The organism is Scytonema sp. PRP1, from assembly GCF_036697665.2.
In the GTDB taxonomy this organism is placed as follows: domain Bacteria; phylum Cyanobacteriota; class Cyanobacteriia; order Cyanobacteriales; family Nostocaceae; genus Kalymmatonema; species Kalymmatonema gypsitolerans.
Map to the genome: position 1 here is coordinate 219,928 of NZ_JBAHYJ020000046.1, position 21,087 is coordinate 241,014.

Genomic DNA, 21,087 nt, shown 5'->3' on the forward strand with positions numbered 1-21,087 from the left:
ACAGGCAGGGTGGGGGTCACCTATAGGAGACATAATTTGCTATAGCAATCCTAAATCATAAGCCCTACGGGCATGTTACGCGTTGGCGCAGCCTGTCCGCAGGACTTACGTAAAATTCTCTCTTCTCTTGGCGCTCTAGCTTACGGCACGCTGCTTTGCGTCTAAGCCTCAGGAGCGGTTGATAATTTTTACCTATCAAATAGGAGTGCTATATAAGCGCTTAAGTGCTGACTACAAACTTTTTTTGAGACTGATAACGCTATAAAATAATGCAAAAATGTATTGATTTTAACAGATAGTTAAAATTAAAGTTGCTCTTTCTTTGCACATCAACTTTACAGGAACTATTCGTGACTAAACTAATTTGAATCTCAGTTATACAAGTCTTGGCTTACAAAACATACTTTTCTTACTTTTCCTACATCAGCAAATCCGCAAGCTTTACATTTTGTTGAAAAAAAAATTTTATTTATACTTGAAATTACTGGCAATTAAAGTTATATTTAACTTCGTCAGTAGGCAATCTCAACAACTGAAGATTGTTAAAAATGAGATTGTGCCTAGAGCCAAATGCTTCTGATGAAAGCATATTTTATAGCTAGTACGCACTCATTTGACCAGTGTTTTGTAGTTCTCAAAAATTGAAGTATAAACAGGGTTAAAATAAATATGCAAGTTTGTGCATTTACCAAAATCAGTAAAAACGGCAGGCAAGATCGTAAACCAAACAGCTCTTGTGAATTTGATTGAGTAAGTAAAATGAGCATCACTCGAAGCACTTACTACTACATGACGGCGGAAATAAAGCTACCCTTCGGGTATGCCTTCGGCACGCCTGACGGCGTTAGCGCAGCTCCTCCGTTAGGAGGCACAGCAGTCGCCTGCTCCGGGAAACCCTACCAAGAGCGCTGCTTCACCATTACAAACCAGCTTTCATTGTTACGGTATAAGTCTTTTGACTTTTGAATGCGTGACTTTTGACTTCCGCCCTGCGGTACTAGCCAGTAACTTCATCAGTCAAACCACATGAGACATATCTTGAAATTCTAGATCAATCCAAGGCTTGTATACGCGAAGGGAGCGCAAAGCGCTCACATAGTGGATGGAGTAAGATTGCAAAAATACTTGAATTGTCTTGTTGAGCGCGCCTACTGTGGAGGCACGCTAGTACAATAGTAGCATTATGTTTAAAGCAATCAAAATCAATTTGAATTTGTTAAAAGATAGCCGATGCTATGAAGCTAAGATATTCATATCAAATTTCATTTTTGGCTCCAATTTCGTAAGGAACTACGGCTAGGAAAGTTGTATGGAGACTAAAGGCTATCAAGAAGAAATAGATATTCAAAAATATTGGCTTGTTCTGAAACGGCGTTGGCCAATTGTGGCAGGAGTTGTTCTAGCTTCCATAGGATTAACGACGTTTGCGGTGTTCCTGCAAAAACCTGAATATCAGGCGAGTGGAATGCTTCTTTTTAAATCAGATCGAACCTCATCGCTTACAAAAGTAGGAGAAAAGATAGGGGATCTTGAATCCTTAATGCGCGAGGGGAATCCGCTAGAAACGCAAGCTGTCATCTTGGAATCTCAGCCGATTTTAGAAGAAGTCATCAAGACCCTAGGGTTAAAAGATAAAAAAGGGAATACTCTTGAGCCAGAGTCACTAAAAATCAAGGTTGAACCAATTGTAGGCACAGACGTACTGAAGGTTTCCTACACTTCAGAAAACCCTGAATTGGCGGCATCAGTAGTCAATCAGGTGATGAAAACCTATGTTGCAAACAACATTCAGTCCAATCGAGTTCAAGTCTTTGCCGCAGGTGAATTTATTAAAAAGCAATTGCCACACGCTCGGGCAGAATTAGATCGCTCAGCAGAAGCATTACGTCAGTTTAAAATTCAGTATAAAATCATCCAGCTTCCAGAAGAGGCGAGCGCTGCTGTTCAAAATCTTGGTCAGATAGATCAGGAAATAAATCAAGCGCGGGCTGCGCTAGCAGATGTGAGCGCTCAGGAAGCAAAAATGAACAGTCAATTAAATTTGGCTGGAGATCAGGCTGTGGAAGTGACTTCCATAAGTCAGATACCTGGTGTACAAGAAGTCTTAGGCGAGTTACAAAAGGTGCAAACTAAGCTAGCAAATGAAAAAGCACGCTACACCAGTGAACATCCAGACATTGCTGAGTTAAAAAATCAAGAAGTCACTTTAAATGCTTTATTACAGGAACGGATTGAGCAGGTTTTAGGAACTAAAGGAATAAAGCAGGTTTTAGGAACTCAACAAAACGTTCCCCCTGGTAAATTACAGGTAGGGAAAATTAAGGAAAATCTGACAAGCGAATTTGCAAGAATACAAGCGCAACGCCAAGGTTTGGAAAGCAAAATAGAAGCTTTGTCTAACATCCAAGCCAGTTATAAGCAAAGGCTTGCGATGATGCCAAATTTGGAGAAAAAGCAAGGAGATTTTGAGCGAAAGTTATCTATCTCGAAAAAGAACTATGAAAACCTTGTGACCAGACTACAGGAAATCGAAGTCGCAGAAAAGCAAACCGTTGGCAATGCTAAAGAGATTCAACCTGCCAAGGTTCCCAAAAAACCAGTTCTCTCCAAACTCGTACTGCTTTTAGCAGGAGGTGGCGTATTTGTTGGGTTGCTGCTTGGTGTTGCTGCTGCATTCTTTGTAGATCTAGTAGACAGATCGTTGAAAACAGTTAAGGAAGCCGAGACATTTTTTGGGTATACAATGCTTGGGCTAATTCCCAAGTTTGAATCCAATAGCACATCTGCTCCTACGAAATTGATGTCAGAAGGAGTCTCTGCTCGAGTTATTGTCGCAACTTCTCCTCGCTCGGTGATTCATGAAGCTTATCAAATGCTTCAGGCAAACCTCAAGTTCATTAGCCATAAAAAAGTTCGCACAATTGTGGTAACGAGTTCTGTAGCTGGGGAAGGGAAATCAGAAGTTTCTGCTAATTTAGCTGCGGTACTGGCTCAAGCGGGACGACGAGTTCTGCTAGTCGATGCAGATATGCGTAAACCAACGCAACATCATTTGTGGGGTGTGATCAACTCAGTCGGTTTAAGTAACATCATTGTTTGTCAGGCTGAATTTCCACAAGGTGTGCAAACAGTTACACAACACCTGTCTGTCCTTACAGCTGGAGTCGTACCTCCCAACCCCTTGGCTTTGATTGACTCTGATCGCATGGCTTCTGTGATTAAGATTTTCTCTGACAAATACGACTACATTGTATTTGATACTCCTCCTTTAGTTGGGACAGCTGATGCAGCAGTTTTAGGAAAAATGGCAGATGGAGTTTTGCTAGTCGTTCGACCAGGTGTTGTGGATTCAGCAAGCGCTACCGCAGCAAAATCCCTGCTAGAACGTTCTGACGCTAACATTTTAGGAATGGTTGCCAACGCTGTCAACATGAAGCACGAACCTGACAGCTACTTTTACTATTCCAGCGCTCGAGTGGGACAGAGTGTGGTAGAAACTGAAGTGGGGACTGAACAATGGACGCACAAATAGATCTGACCATAAACAACATCAATTCAAAACTGGTCTCTAAAAAAACTGTCGCATTTAGAGAGCGATCGCACTGCATCAGCTGTGAGTCCTCCAAGCTATATCCCGTTTGGCAGGGGCGATTTACTGATCAACCCACTCGCTCTTTTATTGAGAGGTGTCACTACAGCCAAGATGTTATACCCTTGCTAGGAGAGGAAACCTTTTCCTTGGTACGTTGTGAAAACTGTGGCATGGTTTTCCACCAGCGGATTCTCACACCAGAATGGTTAAACTTGCTGTATAGCCAGTGGATTAATGATGCCCAAATCGAACACATGGAAGCGGAGTATCAAACAGGTAACGAGCGAGAGATTCTGTTTGAACGTGGGCGACAATGTATGAAGCATCTGTTGCGACTGCAAAAGCTTCTGTTGCCAAATACAACAGAGCGATGTCGCGTTCTAGACTATGGCTGTGGTGATGGATACTTCCTGGCTCTAGCCAAGCTTTTTGGTTTTGGCGCTTACGGGATTGATTTCAGCAGTGTCCGTAACGAAAGAGCGGCAAAAATGGGCATCGCTATTTTCAATAACTTGGAAAGTCTGGAGTCTTATCAGATTGGTAAAATGCATGCTGTAACACTTTTTCAAGTATTAGAGCATCTTGAAGATCCACTAGCAGTCCTAAGCAAAATTGCAAACACAATGGAAGATGGCGGAATTTTAATTGTGGAAGTTCCTGATTGCCGAGGAATTAGCCAACCTCAAAATTTTTCAGAGTTTCATGCTGTTCACCCACTTGAACATATTAATGCCTTTACTCCGATCACCTTAAAGAGACTGTGCGAGCAAGTTGGATTTGTTTCTATTAGACGTATCCCTGCTCAGGTGACAACCAGCTTCCTAGATACCGTCCGAACAGAAGTTAGTCGTTTTATACAGCCAAATCGAACTGCTCAGTATTTTAGGCTGCACAAAAGCTATTGATTCTCGCCTTATATTTTGGGAATCAAAGAATAACGCTTTGAACCTAAGGTTGGAGCCTAGCAACTAGTTTTACTCTTCCAACCCTTGATCCGGGCTGGATGTCGCAGAAACTCAAACGGGGACTCAACAATGGATGCACAAATAGAGTTGAAGGCAAATACAAACCAAGCGAAAGCTTCTACCTTAGATCTGTGGCAACAAATCAAAGAAGATTGGATTGCCCATGGACGGGATTGGAGTAAGCCTGGATTCCGTGCTGTCGCAATTCACCGTTTTGGGGTTTGGCGTAAGAAGATTAAGCCCAAACTCTTACAAGCGCCTTTCAGCCTTTTGTATGGAATGCTATATCGCAAGGTTCGGAATACGTACGGAATTGAACTGCCTTACACTGTCCAGCTTGGTCGCCGTGTGGTGATTCAACATCAAGGAGCAATAGTTATTCACTCACACTGCTGTGTTGGCGACGATTGTATTATACGCCAAGGGGTGACTTTAGGAATGCGTTACCTAGATCGTCCGATGGATGCGCCCAAGCTAGGTAAACGTGTCGATGTTGGTGCTGGCGCACAGATATTAGGCAACGTCACCATTGGAGATAACGCAAGCATCGGTGCTAATGCTGTGGTTCTGTCCGATGTTCCAGCAGGAGCAACGGCAGTTGGGATACCTGCAAGAATCATTCCTTCTTCAAAAGTCTGATAACAATGCTGTTGTATTGAGGTAACAATGCCATGTCAGTTAGCCAGTTCGTGGCTTCGTGTATTAATGTTGTGCTGTTAGTTAGCGCATCAGGTCTATTTATTGTTTGTCTATTTTTTCTCATTGAATGTACTGCGGCTTTGTTTGCGAAAGCTTCGACTCCTGGAGCTGACCGCAAAAATGCTAAAGTCACTGTCTTAGTGCCAGCACACAATGAAGAGATTGTCATCGGTTCAACTCTCAAAACACTGATCCCTGCATTAAAAGAACAAGACCGTTTGGTTGTGATTGCTGACAATTGTAGTGATGCGACAGCTCAGATTGCTCGTACAATGGGTGCGACAGTGATCGAGCGTCAGAACCTCGAGCAAAGAGGCAAGGGATACGCCTTAGACTATGGCTTACAGTTTATCGAGTCAGATCCTCCTGATGTGGTTGTGATTGTTGATGCTGACTGTACAGTTTATCCAGGTGCAATTGAGCAGCTAACTCAGTGTGCGATCGCCACACTCAGACCTGTCCAAGCAACCTACTTGATGCTCAGACCCAAAAACTCTCAATCGTCAAAAGACTTCGTTTCCCAATTTTCCAACATCGTTAGGAATCTGGTTCGTCCCCATGGATTAGCCCGCTTGGGAATGTCCTGCCCGTTGCTTGGCACAGGTATGGCTTTCCCTTGGTCGGTCATTCGATCAGTAAGTTTAGCCAACGGTCACCTCCTTGAAGATTTGAAACTAGGCTTGGATTTGACTATAGCCGGACACAGACCAGTGTTTTGCCCAGAAGCAAAAGTCACTGGCTATTTGCCGCAGCAGTCGCAGGCTGCTAAAAGTCAGAGAACCCGTTGGGAACATGGTCATTTACAAATTATGCAGACTTATGTCCCTACCCTGCTTAAACAAGCAGTTTATCAAAAAAGGTTCGACTTGTTGGTGAACATTCTGGATTTGTGTGTGCCACCTTTATCTCTGCTTGTTGTTCTTTGGTTAGGACTGATGGCAGTGACTTTGCTGTTTGCAGTCTTGGCAGTCTCATGGATACCAGCAGCTATTGTAGCTACAGCAGGGCTTTGTTTCCTCATGGCAATTATGACAGCTTGGGCTAAATTCGCTCGTCAAGACCTTCCTCTGTTGCAACTTTTAACTGTTCCTTTTTATGTTCTCTGGAAAATTCCAGTTTATCTCAAGTTTTTAGTGAAGCCTCAAAGCGTATGGGTTCGTACCCAAAGGGACTCAGTTAATCCTGCTGATTCTTAATGGAGATATTGCAATTCGAGATTCAAGCAAAAGGTTATGAACAAAATTCAACAACCATCGACCCAAAAGAATACGATTTTGCTAGTAAACGCAGTTCCGCTTCGGGAACTAAACGGTCAATGGGGCTTGGATGACCAAACCTGCGAAGGTTTGATTCGCTGGGCAGAGAATTTTGAGCGAGTTCTTATGGCTGGTCCTGCGTTACCAGAACACATAGCTGTAAAACAAGATTCTTCAACTGCCGCAACCACATGGCAACCAATTGCAAGTTTACCATGTGCAGATCGGCTGGAATTAGTAACACTACCATATGCATACAAAGTACAAGACTTTATAAAGACGTATACAGCTACACGCCAATTGTTGAAACAAAAGATCCAGAAGACCCAGTATCTTTGTTTTAGCCTTACTGGGCTGATTGGAGATTGGGGAGGGATCGCTTGTTTGGAAGCTATTAAGCTTAAACGACCTTATGCTGTCTGGTTTGATTACGTTAATTATGAGGTCATCCGTCGAACGTTGCAAAGTCTGCCTCTCAAGCGCCGGATTAAAGAGGTTTTGACCTTACCATTGATGAAACGCTACCAACAATACTTGATTCGTCAAAGTAATTTAGGACTTTTTCAAGGACAAGATTGCTATTCGGCATATTCACCTTTTTGCAAACAGCCTCATTGCGTTTACGATGTTCACACAAAAAAGTCTGATCAGATTGACGAACCAAGCATAGACCTCAAAATCGAGTCACTATTGTGTGGTGGACCTTTACTGATTTGCTATGCGGGACGAGCAGCAGACATGAAAGGTCCGCTCGATTGGCTGCATGCTGTGGATCGGGTTTGCAAAACTGGCGTTGATGTCCAAGCGACTTGGCTTGGAGATGGACCGCTTCTACCAAAGATGAAGTCGTTGGCTCAAGAGTTGGGCATTGCTGATCGTGTCCATTTAGTCGGATTTGTTAGTGACCGAAGCAAAATTTTACAAACGATCCGAGAAAGTCATATCTTCCTCTTTTGCCATAAAACACCAGAATCGCCTCGGTGTCTAGTTGAGTCAATAGTCTCCGGTTGTCCTATTGTCGGTTATGGCAGTTCTTATCCCCAAGGGCTTGTCTCACAACATGGAGGTGGTGTATTCGCGCCAATGAACGACTGGCAAAAACTAGCTGATTTAGTCATTGAACTTAATTCAGACCGAGCAAGATTGAGTGAGTTCGTTCGAGCGGCTGCACTGTCTGGTCAGTTTTTTGATGAAGAAACTGTTTATCAACAGCGAAGTGACTTTATAAAGAAATATTTGACATGATTCACTTTTTAGATGTTTATCATCCTAAGTTACTGGTATTCAAAAACTAAGACTAAATTTCATATAGAGACATACAGTTGTGAGTAAATCTCTTAGATTTGCCGAGAAAGCTTTTATCATTTTAGGCTTAAGTTTCTTTTCAGGAGTATTTGGTGTACACGCTTTGGGTGCTGTGCTTCCAAAATTCGTTGTCACATTAGTGAGATTCTCTGTTTGGGGAATGTCAACAATTCTCGTTTGTCTGTTCTGGAAAAGTACGATAATTACAGCCAGCCGAAATAAATTACTGTGTCTATTAACGGTATTAGCCCTGGTATCATTTCTATGGTCAGAATATCCAGACTTTACATTATTTAATGCCAGAGATGTCTTGATGATGACCTCTTTTGGCTTATATTTTGCCACACGATTTAGCTTGAAAGAACAGGTACAACTTGTTGCCTGTACTTTCTTTATAGGGAGTTTATTGAGTACAATTCTTGCCCTTGGATTACCTTCCATTGGGATACATCAAGCAGATGGAATAGAATCTCATCCAGGAGCATGGAAAGGAGTATACGGACACAAAAATGGTCTTGGCAGCATGATGGTTTTAAGCGCATTAACTTTTCTTGCCTTGCCAAAAGAAAATTCAAATATATATAAGTGGGGTGGTTTGAGCTTGTCGCTGGTCTTGATGCTACTTTCAACTTCAAAAACTTCTCTTGTTCTCTCTATTTTGCTGATATTATTAATGATGTTCTATAAAAACTATCGGTGGCAGGGAAAGATAAGCGTAATTTTCATAGATATTGGAATTCTGATTCTGGGATGTGTTGCTCTACTTATTTTCACTTATTGGGTAGAACTGTTAACTGGTTTAGGAAGAGACCCCACTTTAACTGGACGGACGCCCCTGTGGGGTGCTGCACTAGCTAGATTAATGGAAAGACCATTGTTGGGTTATGGTTATGCTGCATTCTGGGCACCGAAAAGTAAGTATGCAATTGAAGCAGGTAATGCAATAGGGTCTGGTTGGGTTCCACCTCACGCTCACAATGGCTTAATTGATTTACTACTTGATGTTGGCTTCATTGGTTTATCATTTTTTTTAATGAGTTATTTCACAACCTTTGCTCAGGCATTGAAACGAGCTTATGCAACTAGAAATCCAGAAGACCTTTGGCCATTAGCTTATCTCTCGTTTTTGGCAATGAATAATGTGACAGAGAGTTATTTGATGCATTTAGCAAACGTGTATTGGGTTTTGTTTATAACAGTTGTTTTTACTATAAATCAGAAAAACAAATTCAAGAAAATAACATCTTAAGGAAGAAAAGCTGTTTGCGTGTTAGTTAAAACTGTGTACAACATAAATCAATACTATAGGAGGTATGGCTTTGCAATCTATTGGAGTTGTTGTCATCGGACGTAACGAAGGGAATCGTCTCCGTCAGTGCTTGCTATCAGTAATAGGAGAAGGGAGAAGGGTAGTTTACGTTGATTCTGGCTCAACAGATGGTAGTGTGGCACTAGCGCGCTCCCTTGGTGTCCATGTTGTGGAACTCGATTTGTCTATTAAATTCACTGCAGCCCGTGCCAGGAATGCAGGGTTTGAATACCTATTGCAAGTACAACCAGAGTTGGAATTGATCCAGTTTGTCGATGGAGACTGTCGGGTTGTAGAGGGATGGTTGGAACGTGCCGTGCGTGAATTAGTTGCTCAACCTGAGGTTGTCGTAGTGTGTGGTCGGCGTCGGGAAGAATTCCCAGATAACTCTATTTATAATCGGCTGTTCGACATCGAGTGGAATACTGCTATAGGTGAAGCAAAGTCCTGTGGTGGTGACTCGATGATGAAGGTGAGTGCATTCAAAAACGTGGGAGGGTTCAATCCAAAATTGATTGCAGGAGAAGAACCAGAATTGTGTTTGCGACTGCGTCGGGCTGGTGGCAAAATTTTACGTATCGATGCAGAGATGACATTGCACGATGCGCAAATGACCCGTTTTGGTCAATGGTGGAAGCGCTCAATTCGCAGTGGTTATGCTTTTACTGAGGGGGCTTGGCTATACGGTCGCACTCCCGATCGGCATTGGGTGAGAGAGAGTAACAGGATTTGGTTGTGGGCTGCGGTTTTGCCTTTGTTGGCGGTTGTTGGTCTATTGCCAACTCGGGGGCTAAGCATACTGTTACTGTTAATTCCTCATACTTTGGTAGCTTACCGACTGTATCGTCGTACACTGCGTAGAGGTTTTCAGCAAAAGGATGCTATTGTCTACGCCCTGTTTTGTGCGATAGAGAAATACCCACAATTGCTGGGTAAAATTGAATTTTACATCTTTAGGCTATTGAAACGACAGCGCAGCATAGTGGAGTACAAAGGTGCAGCTTCAACCAGTTGAGACAACCTTTCTTTTGTATGTAGTAAGCGCTTGAGCCTTGACTACAAACTATCTCAACCTATCAAAATCAATGCAATGAATCACTAATTGACAAAACACTATAACGGAGAGTAAAAAATATCAATGGTAACAAAACTAAAATCAGCAGTCATTGGCACAGGGGCTATCTCCAAAGAACATCTCAGTTTTCTTTCCAAATCTGAGCGCGCACATTTAGCCAGTGTTTGTGACCTTTCAAAAGTCGCTGCTAGGTATGCAGCCCGAAGGTTTGGTGCCGATTCGACTTACACCGACTATCGTCAGATGCTGGATGAAGTGAAGCCTGACGTTGTACACATTCTCACTCCGCCGCATACCCACAAGCGGATTGCAAAGGACTGTCTGGAAGCAGGTGTACACGTGTTCTGTGAAAAGCCGATTACACCCACCTACGATGAGTTTCAAGAACTAAGGACGTTTGCGCAGTCTCACAACCGCTGGTTGATTGAAAACCAGAATTACTGTTTTAACGAACCAATTCTTGCTATTGAGAAATTAATTGCAGATGGTATTCTGGGTGAAGTGCAGGAAGTTGAAGTCCGGATAGCGCTTCCAGTTCGCGATGGTGGGGCCTTCGCAGACGAAAACTTGCCTAATCCTATCCATAAAATGCCCGCAGGCGTTGTTCATGATTTCATTACACACTTATGTTCCATGACGGTGCGGTTCATACCAGATTTTGAACGCGTGAGTGCTGCATGGAGTAATCACGGTGGTGGAGACTTGTTCCGATATGATGACCTTGATGCGATCGTCATTGGAGGCTCAGCACACGCTCGGATTCGATTCAGTTGTCACACACCACCCAAAGCTTTTGCCGTTACGGTGCGAGGTTCAAAAGGTTATGCAGAAACTGATTTGTTTCAGCCGCATTTACGTTGTGTCATACCTCGTGCTGGAGAACTGCTATCTCCGCTGATTAATCATTTTCTGAACGGATGCGATTTGGTTGGGGCATCATTTACCAACTTTCGCCGCAAGATTATGCAACAAACGACATATGAAGGTATGCATCGCCTTTTAGACAAAACCTATGAAGGACTCATCGAAGGCAAAGCGCCACCAATCAGTTTTGAAGATATGGAGCGTACACATCAATTAGTTAATGCTTTACTATTGGAGGCTAATCGAGTATGAAGTTATTAATAACAGGAGCATCCGGTTTTCTGGGACAGTATGTTGTTGCAGAAGCACTGCGACGAGGACATAAAGTGCGTGCGGTTGTACGACCATCCAGTAATGAAAAGCGTATACCTTGGCACAGCCACCCAAGTGTGGAACTCGTCCGTATCGATTTGCGGCGCAAGGATGGTATTGCTGATGCTGTGCGGGGTGTGGATGCAGTGCTCCATTTGGCAGCCGTCAAAGATGGTGACTTTTACTCACGATTTGCTGGTACAGTCATTGCCACTGAAAACTTGCTCGATGCCATGATTGAGGCTAATGTGTTCAGGCTGGTTGATATCAGCAGCTTCTCGGTATACAACTATTCATCCGGCAAAACAATTACTGAAGACACACCGCTTGAAGACCATCCTCTTGAACGGGATGAATACGCTCAAGTCAAGCTGCTTCAGGAAGAACTTGTTCGCGAGTTTGAGCAGAATTATGCGGCATCGGTGACGTATATTCGCCCTGGAATGATCTATGGACGAGACTGCCTTTGGAATACCATTCTTGGGGCTAAATTGATCGGCAATTTATGGTTGAAAGTCGGCGGTCACGCACAAATGCCATTGACATATATTGAAAACTGTGCTGATGCAATTATCAGTGCTGCCGAGCGTGAAGAGGCAATTGGTCAAACTTTGAATATCGTCGATGACAACTTGCCAACTCAGAAAGTCTATGCCCAAAAACTGGCTCAACGCCTAGACTCTCTGCCCCGCACGATTCCCGTCAGTTTGTGGTTCTTGTACTTACTAGCCTGGATTTTCTGGACTTACAACCAACGAGTACTGAAGGGGCAGGCAAGGCTACCTGGTATATTTATCCCAAGGGCAATAGATGCCAGGTTTAAGCCGTTTCGCTACAGTAATGCTCGTGCAAAAAAAGTTTTGAACTGGAGTCCCAGGTATTCACTTGATACCGCACTTGAGCGCTCTTGTAGCAATGCCGAACTGTTGGAAGTACCTGTGCCGACACCCTCGTTGCAACCTTTAGGAGGCTGAAGAGAATGCGGATTGCTTACCTAACTGGTGAATATCCTAGAGCAACGGACACTTTCATTCAACGAGAGGTCACAACGTTGCGAGAAATGGGTGTGGACGTACACACATTCTCTGTTCGCCGAACAGGGGATGAACACATGGTTGGGACAGAACAGAAGCTAGAGCGCGATCGCACTTTCTATATTCTTCCTCCCAATCCCATAAACTTAATACTGGCGCACCTGAGTTTATTGCTTGCTTTCCCAAAAAGATACTTACAAGCAATCAAGCTGGCATGGTCAACGAGCCAACCTGGGTTGCGAGGTGCGCTGTTTCAAATCTTCTACTTTTTGGAAGCAGGTATCCTTGCCAAACAAATCAAAAAAAGGCAAATCGTACATTTGCACAACCACATTGTAGAAGCGAGCGGTACCGTTGCAATGCTTGCCGCCGAAATGGGCGGTTTTACATATAGCTTCACCTTGCACGGTCCCTACATCTTCTTCCGTCCACATCAATGGCGACTTGATGAGAAAATCAAGCGATCGCTGTTTGTGTGTTGTATCAGCCACTATGCTCGCAGTCAGGGAATGATATTTGCACCCACCGACAAGTGGAATCGAATGCATATCATTCATTGTGGTATCGACCCAGCGTTATTTGATGTCGTTTCCCATAACGAGTCAGGAAAACGCTTGCTTTTTGTGGGACGACTGGCTGCGGCGAAAGGCTTGCCTATTTTGCTCGAAAGTCTTGTGGCTTTGAGGCGATTCCAGCCGGACATTCTATTAACAGTCGTTGGTGATGGTCCAGATCGTTCAAAGTTAGAACAAATGACTGCTCAGTTGGGATTGAGCCAGAATGTCAATTTCGTCGGCTATAAATCCCAAGCTGAAGTACGCAACTATTTGCAGCAAACCGATATTTTCGTGATGTCCAGCTTTGCTGAAGGAATACCAGTCGTGCTGATGGAAGCAATGGCGGCTGGTGTACCTGTCGTAGCCACCCAAATTGCTGGCGTGAGTGAGTTAGTAGAACATGGTGTCAATGGCTACCTAGTTCCACCCGGAGACGCTGATTCTCTAGCGCAAAGTATCGAAATATTACTGAAGAATCATCAACTTCGAGCAGCATTTGGCACAGCAGGTCGAGCCAAAGTCGAGAAGGAATTTAACATACACCATGAAGTTGCACGGTTACATAAGCTAATGAAGAGCGCTTTGCAAGGTCATATTGAACCCATTCGTCCCAATTATTTAGAAGAACAAGTTCACTTGACCGAATCTGAGCAGCAACTCAAGTTAAAGCAGAATTTAATACTTACAAAATCAAAGGGGGGTTTGTACATATGAGATATCATATTGCACTACACCGTCCTATAGATATTGACGGCATTACTGAAGATGCTAAGGCACATAAATGTCCTCAACACTTAATGTGGATGCTTCGTCAAAGACTAAAAGCCACTGTGCATGAGCCAAACTTAAATTCATCGTCACCACTAGACAAGATTCGATCTAAAATATCGGGGCAACCTGAATACTGGGAACTAGCTCGAAGTTTATCTTCTCAGCTTGGAGAGAATGACGTCATTTTTTGCTTAAGTGAAGCAGCAGGTATTGAGATTGCTACAGTTTGTGGTGCTAAGAAAAATCGTCCCAAAATAGCTGTCTTTTTCCACAACATTATTCGACCTCGCGGACGTTTAGCACTAAAGCTATTCGGTCTTGCGGATAAAATTGACTTATTCTTTGCCTGTTCTGGTTCTCAAGTTAACTTCCTTCGTTCTTACCTAAATCTGCCTGAGTCTCGAGTTTCCTTTGTTTGGGCTCATATAGATACTCACTTCTTCACACCTGGACCGACCTCTTCTAACAAATTACGTCCTGTGATTGCGAGTGTAGGTTTGGAAAAGCGAGATTACCAAACCCTTGCGAAAGCAACTGCAGACTTGGATGTTGATGTGAAGATTAGCGGCTTTTCACAAGATGCATCTGTACTAGCGCGGACATTTCCAAAACAGATGCCAAACAATATGTCACGTCGATTTTACGAGTGGCCAGACCTTGTTCAGCTTTACCGTGATGCTGATGTTGTTGTCATTAGTCTTATTCAAAGTCAATGCGGTGCTGGGTTACAAGCTTTAATGGAAGCAATGGCTTGTCGGCGACCTGTAATAGTCACCCGAACCGATGGACTGATAGATTATCTGTTATATCCAGGCAGTGTTACGACTGTAAACCCAGGAGATGCTAATGAATTGCGGCAGGCAATTATTCATTTATTAAATAATGCCCAAGAAGCTGAAAAACAAGCCCAAATAGGTTACGAGGTAGCATTGAAACGATATAACACCGAACAGTTTGTCGAAGTAATAGCAACAAAACTAGAATCTCTGAATCTTAATAATTACCCCCCGGCACTCTCCTCCCCGCAAGGCATCGGAGGGACTACAATTCAGTTGAATTAAGCTCAACTTCATAGAGAAATGGTATAAGTCATCAACGGAACTTGATATTATCTGATGACGCATCATTTCCTCTATGGAGAGTATTATACCATCTATTAGTTTGAAAAATTATGAAATCTGTAAAACAACTTGCCATCCGTGGTGCAATTTGGACGATTCTTGGTTTCGGAGGTATTCAAATTTTACGGTTTGGCAATAATCTAATTCTAACTCGCTTGTTGGAACCAGAGTATTTTGGTTTGATGGCTTTGGTCACGACGATTAGAGTTGGTCTGGAACTATTTTCAGACGTTGGTATTGGTCAAAATATAATCAACAGTAAACGAGGCGATGAACCTACTTTCTTAAATACTGCTTGGAGTATACAAGCAATTCGTGGAGTAGTGATTTGGTTTCTTTGCATACTTATTGCCTATCCAATTGCAAATTTCTACAATGACGTGCGCCTTTGGTGGCTAATTCCTATTGTTACACTGTCCTCAGTTATTGATGGATTTAGCTGTACTAGTGTACATACTCTCCATCGCCGGATGGTTTTGGGTAAGCTTTCCTTGTATGAACTGATCATGCAAGCAAGTTTTTTGTCTACCTTAATTCTCTTGGTTTGGTTTTATCCAAATATTTGGTCTTTAGCTATTGCACCGGTGATAGGAGCAATATACAAACTAGTCAGCAGCTATTGGTTAATCCCAAAATACTCCAACCGCTTTCAATGGGAACCGAAAGCCGTGAAAGAAATTTTATCCTTTGGTAAGTGGATGTTCGTTGCATCCACGCTCATGTTTGCGGCAGAACAAACTGACCGCTTGGTTTTGGGTAAGATTCTGTCATTGGAAATGCTAGGTGTCTACACAGTCGCTTATACCTTGGCAAGCATACCCCGAGAAGTTATTAAACAACTTAGCTATAAAGTCATTTTTCCTGCAATTTCCCACCAATCTGACTTGCCAAGACCAACATTGCGAGCGAAAATTATCCGTCAACGCTGGCTGATGCTATTTACCTGTGCGATCGTATTAGCTGGTCTAGTCACTGTTGGTGATTTAGTTGTTGGAATATTGTACGACAAAAGGTATGCTGCAGCTATCTGGATGATGCCAATATTATGCAGTGGTATTTGGTTTTCGCTGCTCTTCTATACTATTAGCCCTGCTTTATTAGCAATTAGCAAACCCTTATACTCAGCTCAAAGTAATTTCGCTCGATTTGGAATAATTGCTCTGGGTGTACCTTTAGCAAATTACAGTTTTGGTGTATTAGGGGCTATTATTGTGATTGCACTAAGCGATTTGCCTTTGTACATAGTCAACCTTTATGGACTTTGGCAGGAAAAACTCACTTGTTTTGCCCAAGATATTCAAACCACAGCCTTTTTTATCGCGGTACTTGCTCTATTTTTAGCCATTCGGAATTATCTAGGTTTTGGGCTACCAATTCAAACACTATTTTAGGTAAATACAAAAGCTGCTGTCTTGGTTTAGCAATAAAAATCATGACAGCACTACATTTATTGAAGAGGTAATAATATGCGTCGTTGGCTATTGACAATCTTGAGCATTGTCAGTGTGTTTGTTGTTGTCGTAGTAGGAGTAATAGGCAAAGGAGGCTCTAGTCAGGCGGTGTTTAGCGCAGGCAAAAACGCTACTAAACCAGTTTTGATTGCACAAAATTCTTATCCTACCCGGATCATGCCCCTAGGCGACTCGATTACTGCAGGACACGAAAATCAAAACGGCTACCGTCGCTTACTTTGGTTTTATTTACGCAATGCAGGTTATAACGTCGATTTTGTTGGGTCAACCCAATTCAATTGTAACGGACGTACACCTCTGTCAGACTTTGATCTAGACAATGAGGGTCATTGTGGTTGGCGAGCAGATCAGATACTAGAGCGTATTGACGAATGGGCGAGCAACACTCGACCAGACGTAGCGCTGATTCATATTGGAACCAATGATCTTGGACAGGAACAAAGCCCAGAGAGCACAATCGAGGATATACGTGAGATCATTCAAAAGTTTCGTAACTATAACCCATATGTGAAGATACTACTCGCTCAAATCATTGGGTGTGGGTACCGGGAGCGAATTGAACAGTTCAATGCGCTTATTCCAAACCTTGCAAGCCAAACATATACATCACAATCACCTGTCATTGTCGTGGATCAGTACAATGGTTTCGATGCAACGTGGGGCGTTGATACTTTCGATGGCTGCCATCCTAATGATACTGGTGAATGGAAGGTGGCTACCCGTTGGTTTGATGCTCTCAAACAGGTGCTTTAAATCGTAAAAAATACATTCGCTGACAGAAAATTGAGCAACTAAATCAAAGCCGAAAGCGCAATTGCTCACAGCAAAAATCAGGGCTTGTTGAGAATAAGTAAACCAACAAGCTCAAACATGTCCTTAAGTGACATTCAAGCCAGGAGGACTGCGACCAGCAATAGACAAAATTAGGACTGACACCAGTTTCCTGTAAAGTGTGCATTGCTCACCAATATATCAAATGTCGATCACGTAGGCTTTTCTGGGCAAGGCACAGCCTACGATTTCTCGTCTAATCATAGAATAAGCGCTGTACGCCAGGAAATACCAAATATGGGGTATGAATTTCAAACGTCCCAACCTGATTTTTCGATCATCTTGAGGGCGATTGCCTTCTCCTAACGGAGACGCTCCGCGAACGGCACTGGGCTTTGCCCAATCGCGCATAACACAGACGCAATCATGCCTATCGCCACCCATCTAACGGTAATTGTCAAAAGCCTGGAACGACCAAATGTTCTTCATACATATGATGTCTCATTTGTACAGTGCATAAATCGTAATTAAGCGAATTCTTGAATATTGCTTTTCAACATCTAGTTTTGTTGAACTCATAGCTTGAACCTAGACTTTGTCGGTATTCTAGCGTTTTTCTTTCTAAGATTAGACTTTAAAATTTAACCTCTCAGCTAGTACAACTACAGACAAGTAGTTGAAGATTGAATAAAAGGACATTGATTATTTAGTAAAATTACTGATAAATTTGATAATATATCAAACAAGATATGAAGAAAAAATACTCAAGATGTAAAAGCTAGTTGGTACTTTTTTCTTTGAACTTCAACGACCTACTTAGGTCGATAGAATTATCAACAAAACCTGAGTTCGATATAAGGAAAACGGTTGCAAGATTTGCAGGACAAGGGTTAAAGCTCATTTAACAGATCGAAAAACCCTCCGGTTTATTGACAATTAAGCAAAGATATTGAGAATTCTCTTTCTATTCTCAATATTTTTTGCTTGTTGAGAATCAAAAGCCTAGCTTTGTTTTCGCCCAAACTTTCACGAGGTAAGGATTTGAAGCCATTTTCTTACGTCGAGTTCAGGTCAACCAAACAATTATTTATTGCTTAACACTCATGATAGAAAAGATTACTCATTGCCATCAAATTCTAGCGATAATTATATCGAAAGATTTTTACAAGCCAGGAATTCACTTCTTTACCCCTGACGAATTTTCTCAGCAAATAGCTTATATGAGTCATCCAAAGGGGAAAGTGATTCAGCCTCATACCCACAATCCGGTATATCGGGAAGTCATGTATACGCAAGAGGTTTTATTTCTCAAAAAAGGCAAGCTACGGGTAGATTTTTATGACAACGAACAGCAATATCTAGAAAGCAGAATTTTGGAAAGTGGAGACGTCATCCTCTTAAGTTCTGGCGGTCACGGATTTGAAGTGCTTGAAGAAATTGAGATGATTGAAGTTAAGCAAGGTCCCTACGTTAAGGAACAGGATAAAACAAGGTTTATTGGGATCGCTTCAGAACAAGCAAAAATAATGGAGTTAAACAAGGTTTGACAATGCCTATTCCTGTAAACGAACCACTCTTGAATGGTAACGAGAAGAAATACTTAAACCAGTGTATTGATACGGGATGGATTTCTTCTGAAGGATCATTTGTCGAACAACTTGAACAGAAATTTGCTGCCCGTGTTGGACGCAAATATGGCATTGCTGTCAGTAATGGTTCAGTTGCTCTTGATGCAGCAGTAGCAGCATTGGAAATTGGCAAAGGAGATGAAGTTATTTTGCCTACTTTCACAATTATCTCCTGTGCTGCTGCTATTGTCCGCGCTGGTGCAATTCCGGTTGTTGTAGATTGCGATCGCAACACTTGGAATATGGATGTTAGCCAAATTGAGGCAAAGATAACATCTAGAACGAAAGCGATTATGGTTGTCCACATCTACGGTTTACCTGTAAATATGGAACCAGTTTTAGCCTTGGCAGACAAGTATGGTTTATCTGTCATAGAAGACGCAGCTGAAGTGCATGGTCAAACCTATAAAGGTATTCCTTGTGGTAGCTTTGGCAACATCAGTACATTCAGCTTTTACCCAAACAAACATATCACTACGGGTGAAGGTGGAATGCTGGTCACAGATGATGAACACTTAGCACAAAGGTGTCGTTCGTTGCGGAATTTGTGCTTCCAACCTCAGAAACGGTTCGTGCATGAAGAATTGGGTTGGAATATGCGAATGAGTAATCTACAAGCAGCGATTGGAGTTGCTCAGTTAGAGCGCTTGGATGAATTCATAGCACGTAAGCGACGAATGGGGCAAGTTTATACAGAGTTACTTGCACACATCCCTACTATACAGTTACCGTTGTTAGAGACTGAATATGCAACAAATATCTACTGGGTTTATGGTTTAGTCCTTTCTGACGAAGTCCCATTTGAGGCTCAAGAAGTGATGCAGCGTCTTGGTCAGAAGAAAATAGGTACTCGTCCTTTCTTTTGGTGTATGCATGAGCAACCTGTGTTGAGAAAGATGGGATTATTTGAGGGAGAATCTTACCCCGTAGCGGAAAGAATCGCTCGTCGGGGTTTTTATATTCCTAGCGGGTTGGCACTGACGGATGAACAAATTGAACAAGTGGTACTGGCAGTTAAGGAAATATTGAAATGAATATTTTTAACAACTATGCCCGTTATTACGACCTTCTCTACCAAGATAAGGATTATGTTGGAGAAACCCAGTTTATTGAGCAGTTAGTTAAGACATATGCGCCAAAGACTGAGAAAATCCTGGACTTGGGTTGTGGCACAGGTATCCACGCAACTCTGTTGGCAAAGCAAGGTTATCAAGTTCAAGGAGTGGATATCAGTCAGGAGATGCTACAAAAAGCTAGCGATCGCCTCTCCCATCTTCCACCAGATTTAGTCTCTAGGCTGAAATTTACTCATGGAGATGTCCGTACAGTAAGGCTAAATCAGACTTTTGATGTTGTCTTGTCACTGTTTCATGTCGTTAGCTACCAGACATTGAACGAGGATTTGCTAGCAACTTTTGCTACAGTCAAAGAGCATTTGAAGCCTGGGGGAATTTTTATCTTTGATGTCTGGTATGGACCGGCAGTAGCGATCGCCCCACAACCAGAGTTAAACGTTTAGAAGATGAGCAAATTCTCGTAACTAGAATTGCACAACCAGTTATGCACAAGAATGAAAATTGGGTAGATGTAAATTATCAAGTTTTCATTAGAGATAAAAGTAGCAACGCTGTTGAAGAGTTACAAGAAACTCATCGAATGCGCTACTTATTTAAACCAGAAATTGAGTTGCTACTGCGGGAATTTCAGATACAGGTTGTTGCTTTTCGTGAATGGATAACTAATCGGGAGGCAGGTTTTGATACCTGGGGAGTTTACTTTATTGGCAGAACCTGAATGAAAGTTGCTTCAAGAACGGTGTGGGTTGTGGGGTTTACGCCTCAGTGTGCGCCCTCAATGAATTGAGGGGATTTTATCAGCAATAAAATTTTGTTTTCCCTATTAATAAATGAGCTGGCTTGTACTATTTGGATGTAGGTATCAAGCAGTAACTTGGCAAGCGAGGGCGGCGGCGTTTATAACGACGGTGCCCTATCGCTAATGTTTAGTACCATCACCCGCAACCAAGGCAGCAATGGTGGTGGTGTGTTTAATGATGCTTCGGGTACAGCCATGGGGAACACGATGAGCGCTGGTAACCTGGGAAGTTCTGGCGGTATCAACCCGGATGTGTCAGCGGTGGTAGAGCTGATATCGGGGCGTTTGAATTGACCTTTGGCTAATGAATTTTCGCGGATGGCGCAACACATTGGCTGATTGATCTGGTTGAAAACGCCCCAAAGGAGCGATCGCCGTTCAACCCTAATCAGCAATTCGGCTGATTTTTCATTCACCAGTACCTCTTGAGTACAAAAAAGCTTATTTGGCGGTATTTGCCCACAAATAGTCTCAACATCAA

General features: G+C 42.7%; 19 protein-coding genes. 18 read left to right on the plus strand and 1 reads right to left on the minus strand.

Annotated features, from left to right (window positions below; genetic code table 11):
• Nucleotides 1-759: 759 nt before the first annotated feature.
• From V5G28_RS09735 to V5G28_RS09820, 18 genes are all read left to right on the plus strand, one after another.
• Entirely contained in the window at nt 760-966 is a 207-nt protein-coding gene (locus V5G28_RS09735; RefSeq protein ID WP_332993343.1) for a hypothetical protein, read from the plus strand.
• Between the two features lie 343 nt (nt 967-1,309).
• Complete coding sequence (locus V5G28_RS09740) at nt 1,310-3,532, plus strand: GumC family protein (RefSeq protein WP_332993346.1); 2,223 nt, start codon at nt 1,310-1,312, stop codon at nt 3,530-3,532.
• Nucleotides 3,517-4,497, plus strand: a complete 981-nt coding sequence (locus V5G28_RS09745; RefSeq protein WP_332993348.1) for a class I SAM-dependent methyltransferase — start codon at nt 3,517-3,519, stop codon at nt 4,495-4,497. Before V5G28_RS09740 ends, V5G28_RS09745 begins: the two co-directional genes overlap by 16 nt.
• Before the next feature lie 129 nt (nt 4,498-4,626).
• Nucleotides 4,627-5,196: a serine O-acetyltransferase gene (locus V5G28_RS09750; RefSeq protein ID WP_332993350.1), complete on the plus strand. Its 570-nt coding sequence runs from the start codon at nt 4,627-4,629 to the stop codon at nt 5,194-5,196.
• Nucleotides 5,197-5,228: 32 nt separating this feature from the next.
• Nucleotides 5,229-6,452 carry a glycosyltransferase family 2 protein gene (locus tag V5G28_RS09755; RefSeq protein ID WP_332993353.1) on the plus strand — a complete coding sequence of 408 codons (1,224 nt, stop codon included), beginning with the start codon at nt 5,229-5,231 and terminating at the stop codon, nt 6,450-6,452.
• Between the two features lie 36 nt (nt 6,453-6,488).
• On the plus strand, nt 6,489-7,757 hold the full coding sequence (locus V5G28_RS09760; protein ID WP_332993355.1) for a glycosyltransferase: 1,269 nt from the start codon (nt 6,489-6,491) through the stop codon (nt 7,755-7,757).
• A 79-nt stretch (nt 7,758-7,836) separates the two neighbouring features.
• A complete protein-coding gene (locus tag V5G28_RS09765; protein ID WP_332993356.1) occupies nt 7,837-9,066 on the plus strand; it encodes an O-antigen ligase family protein in 1,230 nt (409 codons plus the stop codon).
• Nucleotides 9,067-9,136: 70 nt separating this feature from the next.
• A complete protein-coding gene (locus V5G28_RS09770; RefSeq protein WP_332993407.1) occupies nt 9,137-10,141 on the plus strand; it encodes a glycosyltransferase in 1,005 nt (334 codons plus the stop codon).
• Between the two features lie 123 nt (nt 10,142-10,264).
• Nucleotides 10,265-11,317 carry a Gfo/Idh/MocA family protein gene (locus V5G28_RS09775; RefSeq protein ID WP_332993358.1) on the plus strand — a complete coding sequence of 351 codons (1,053 nt, stop codon included), beginning with the start codon at nt 10,265-10,267 and terminating at the stop codon, nt 11,315-11,317.
• Complete coding sequence (locus V5G28_RS09780; protein ID WP_332993360.1) at nt 11,314-12,351, plus strand: NAD-dependent epimerase/dehydratase family protein; 1,038 nt, start codon at nt 11,314-11,316, stop codon at nt 12,349-12,351. Before V5G28_RS09775 ends, V5G28_RS09780 begins: the two co-directional genes overlap by 4 nt.
• A gap of 5 nt (nt 12,352-12,356) precedes the next feature.
• Nucleotides 12,357-13,682, plus strand: a complete 1,326-nt coding sequence (locus V5G28_RS09785; protein ID WP_332993362.1) for a glycosyltransferase family 4 protein — start codon at nt 12,357-12,359, stop codon at nt 13,680-13,682.
• Nucleotides 13,679-14,800, plus strand: a complete 1,122-nt coding sequence (locus tag V5G28_RS09790) for a glycosyltransferase family 4 protein (protein WP_332993364.1) — start codon at nt 13,679-13,681, stop codon at nt 14,798-14,800. The genes V5G28_RS09785 and V5G28_RS09790 overlap by 4 nt, the downstream gene beginning before the upstream one ends.
• A 110-nt stretch (nt 14,801-14,910) precedes the next feature.
• Complete coding sequence (locus V5G28_RS09795; protein ID WP_332993366.1) at nt 14,911-16,251, plus strand: oligosaccharide flippase family protein; 1,341 nt, start codon at nt 14,911-14,913, stop codon at nt 16,249-16,251.
• Between the two features lie 75 nt (nt 16,252-16,326).
• Entirely contained in the window at nt 16,327-17,085 is a 759-nt protein-coding gene (locus tag V5G28_RS09800; protein WP_332993368.1) for an SGNH/GDSL hydrolase family protein, read from the plus strand.
• A 1,121-nt stretch (nt 17,086-18,206) separates the two neighbouring features.
• Nucleotides 18,207-18,650 carry a hypothetical protein gene (locus tag V5G28_RS09805; RefSeq protein ID WP_332993370.1) on the plus strand — a complete coding sequence of 148 codons (444 nt, stop codon included), beginning with the start codon at nt 18,207-18,209 and terminating at the stop codon, nt 18,648-18,650.
• A 2-nt stretch (nt 18,651-18,652) separates the two neighbouring features.
• On the plus strand, nt 18,653-19,765 hold the full coding sequence (locus V5G28_RS09810) for a DegT/DnrJ/EryC1/StrS family aminotransferase (RefSeq protein ID WP_332993372.1): 1,113 nt from the start codon (nt 18,653-18,655) through the stop codon (nt 19,763-19,765).
• On the plus strand, nt 19,762-20,250 hold the full coding sequence (locus V5G28_RS09815) for a class I SAM-dependent DNA methyltransferase (protein ID WP_332993375.1): 489 nt from the start codon (nt 19,762-19,764) through the stop codon (nt 20,248-20,250). Before V5G28_RS09810 ends, V5G28_RS09815 begins: the two co-directional genes overlap by 4 nt.
• A gap of 41 nt (nt 20,251-20,291) precedes the next feature.
• Complete coding sequence (locus V5G28_RS09820) at nt 20,292-20,525, plus strand: hypothetical protein (RefSeq protein WP_332993376.1); 234 nt, start codon at nt 20,292-20,294, stop codon at nt 20,523-20,525.
• 179 nt (nt 20,526-20,704) lie between these two features.
• Here V5G28_RS09820 and V5G28_RS09825 read toward each other — a convergent pair.
• Nucleotides 20,705-21,087, minus strand: a 383-nt coding sequence (locus tag V5G28_RS09825) for a hypothetical protein (protein ID WP_332993379.1), incomplete at its 5' end; no start/stop codon positions are given.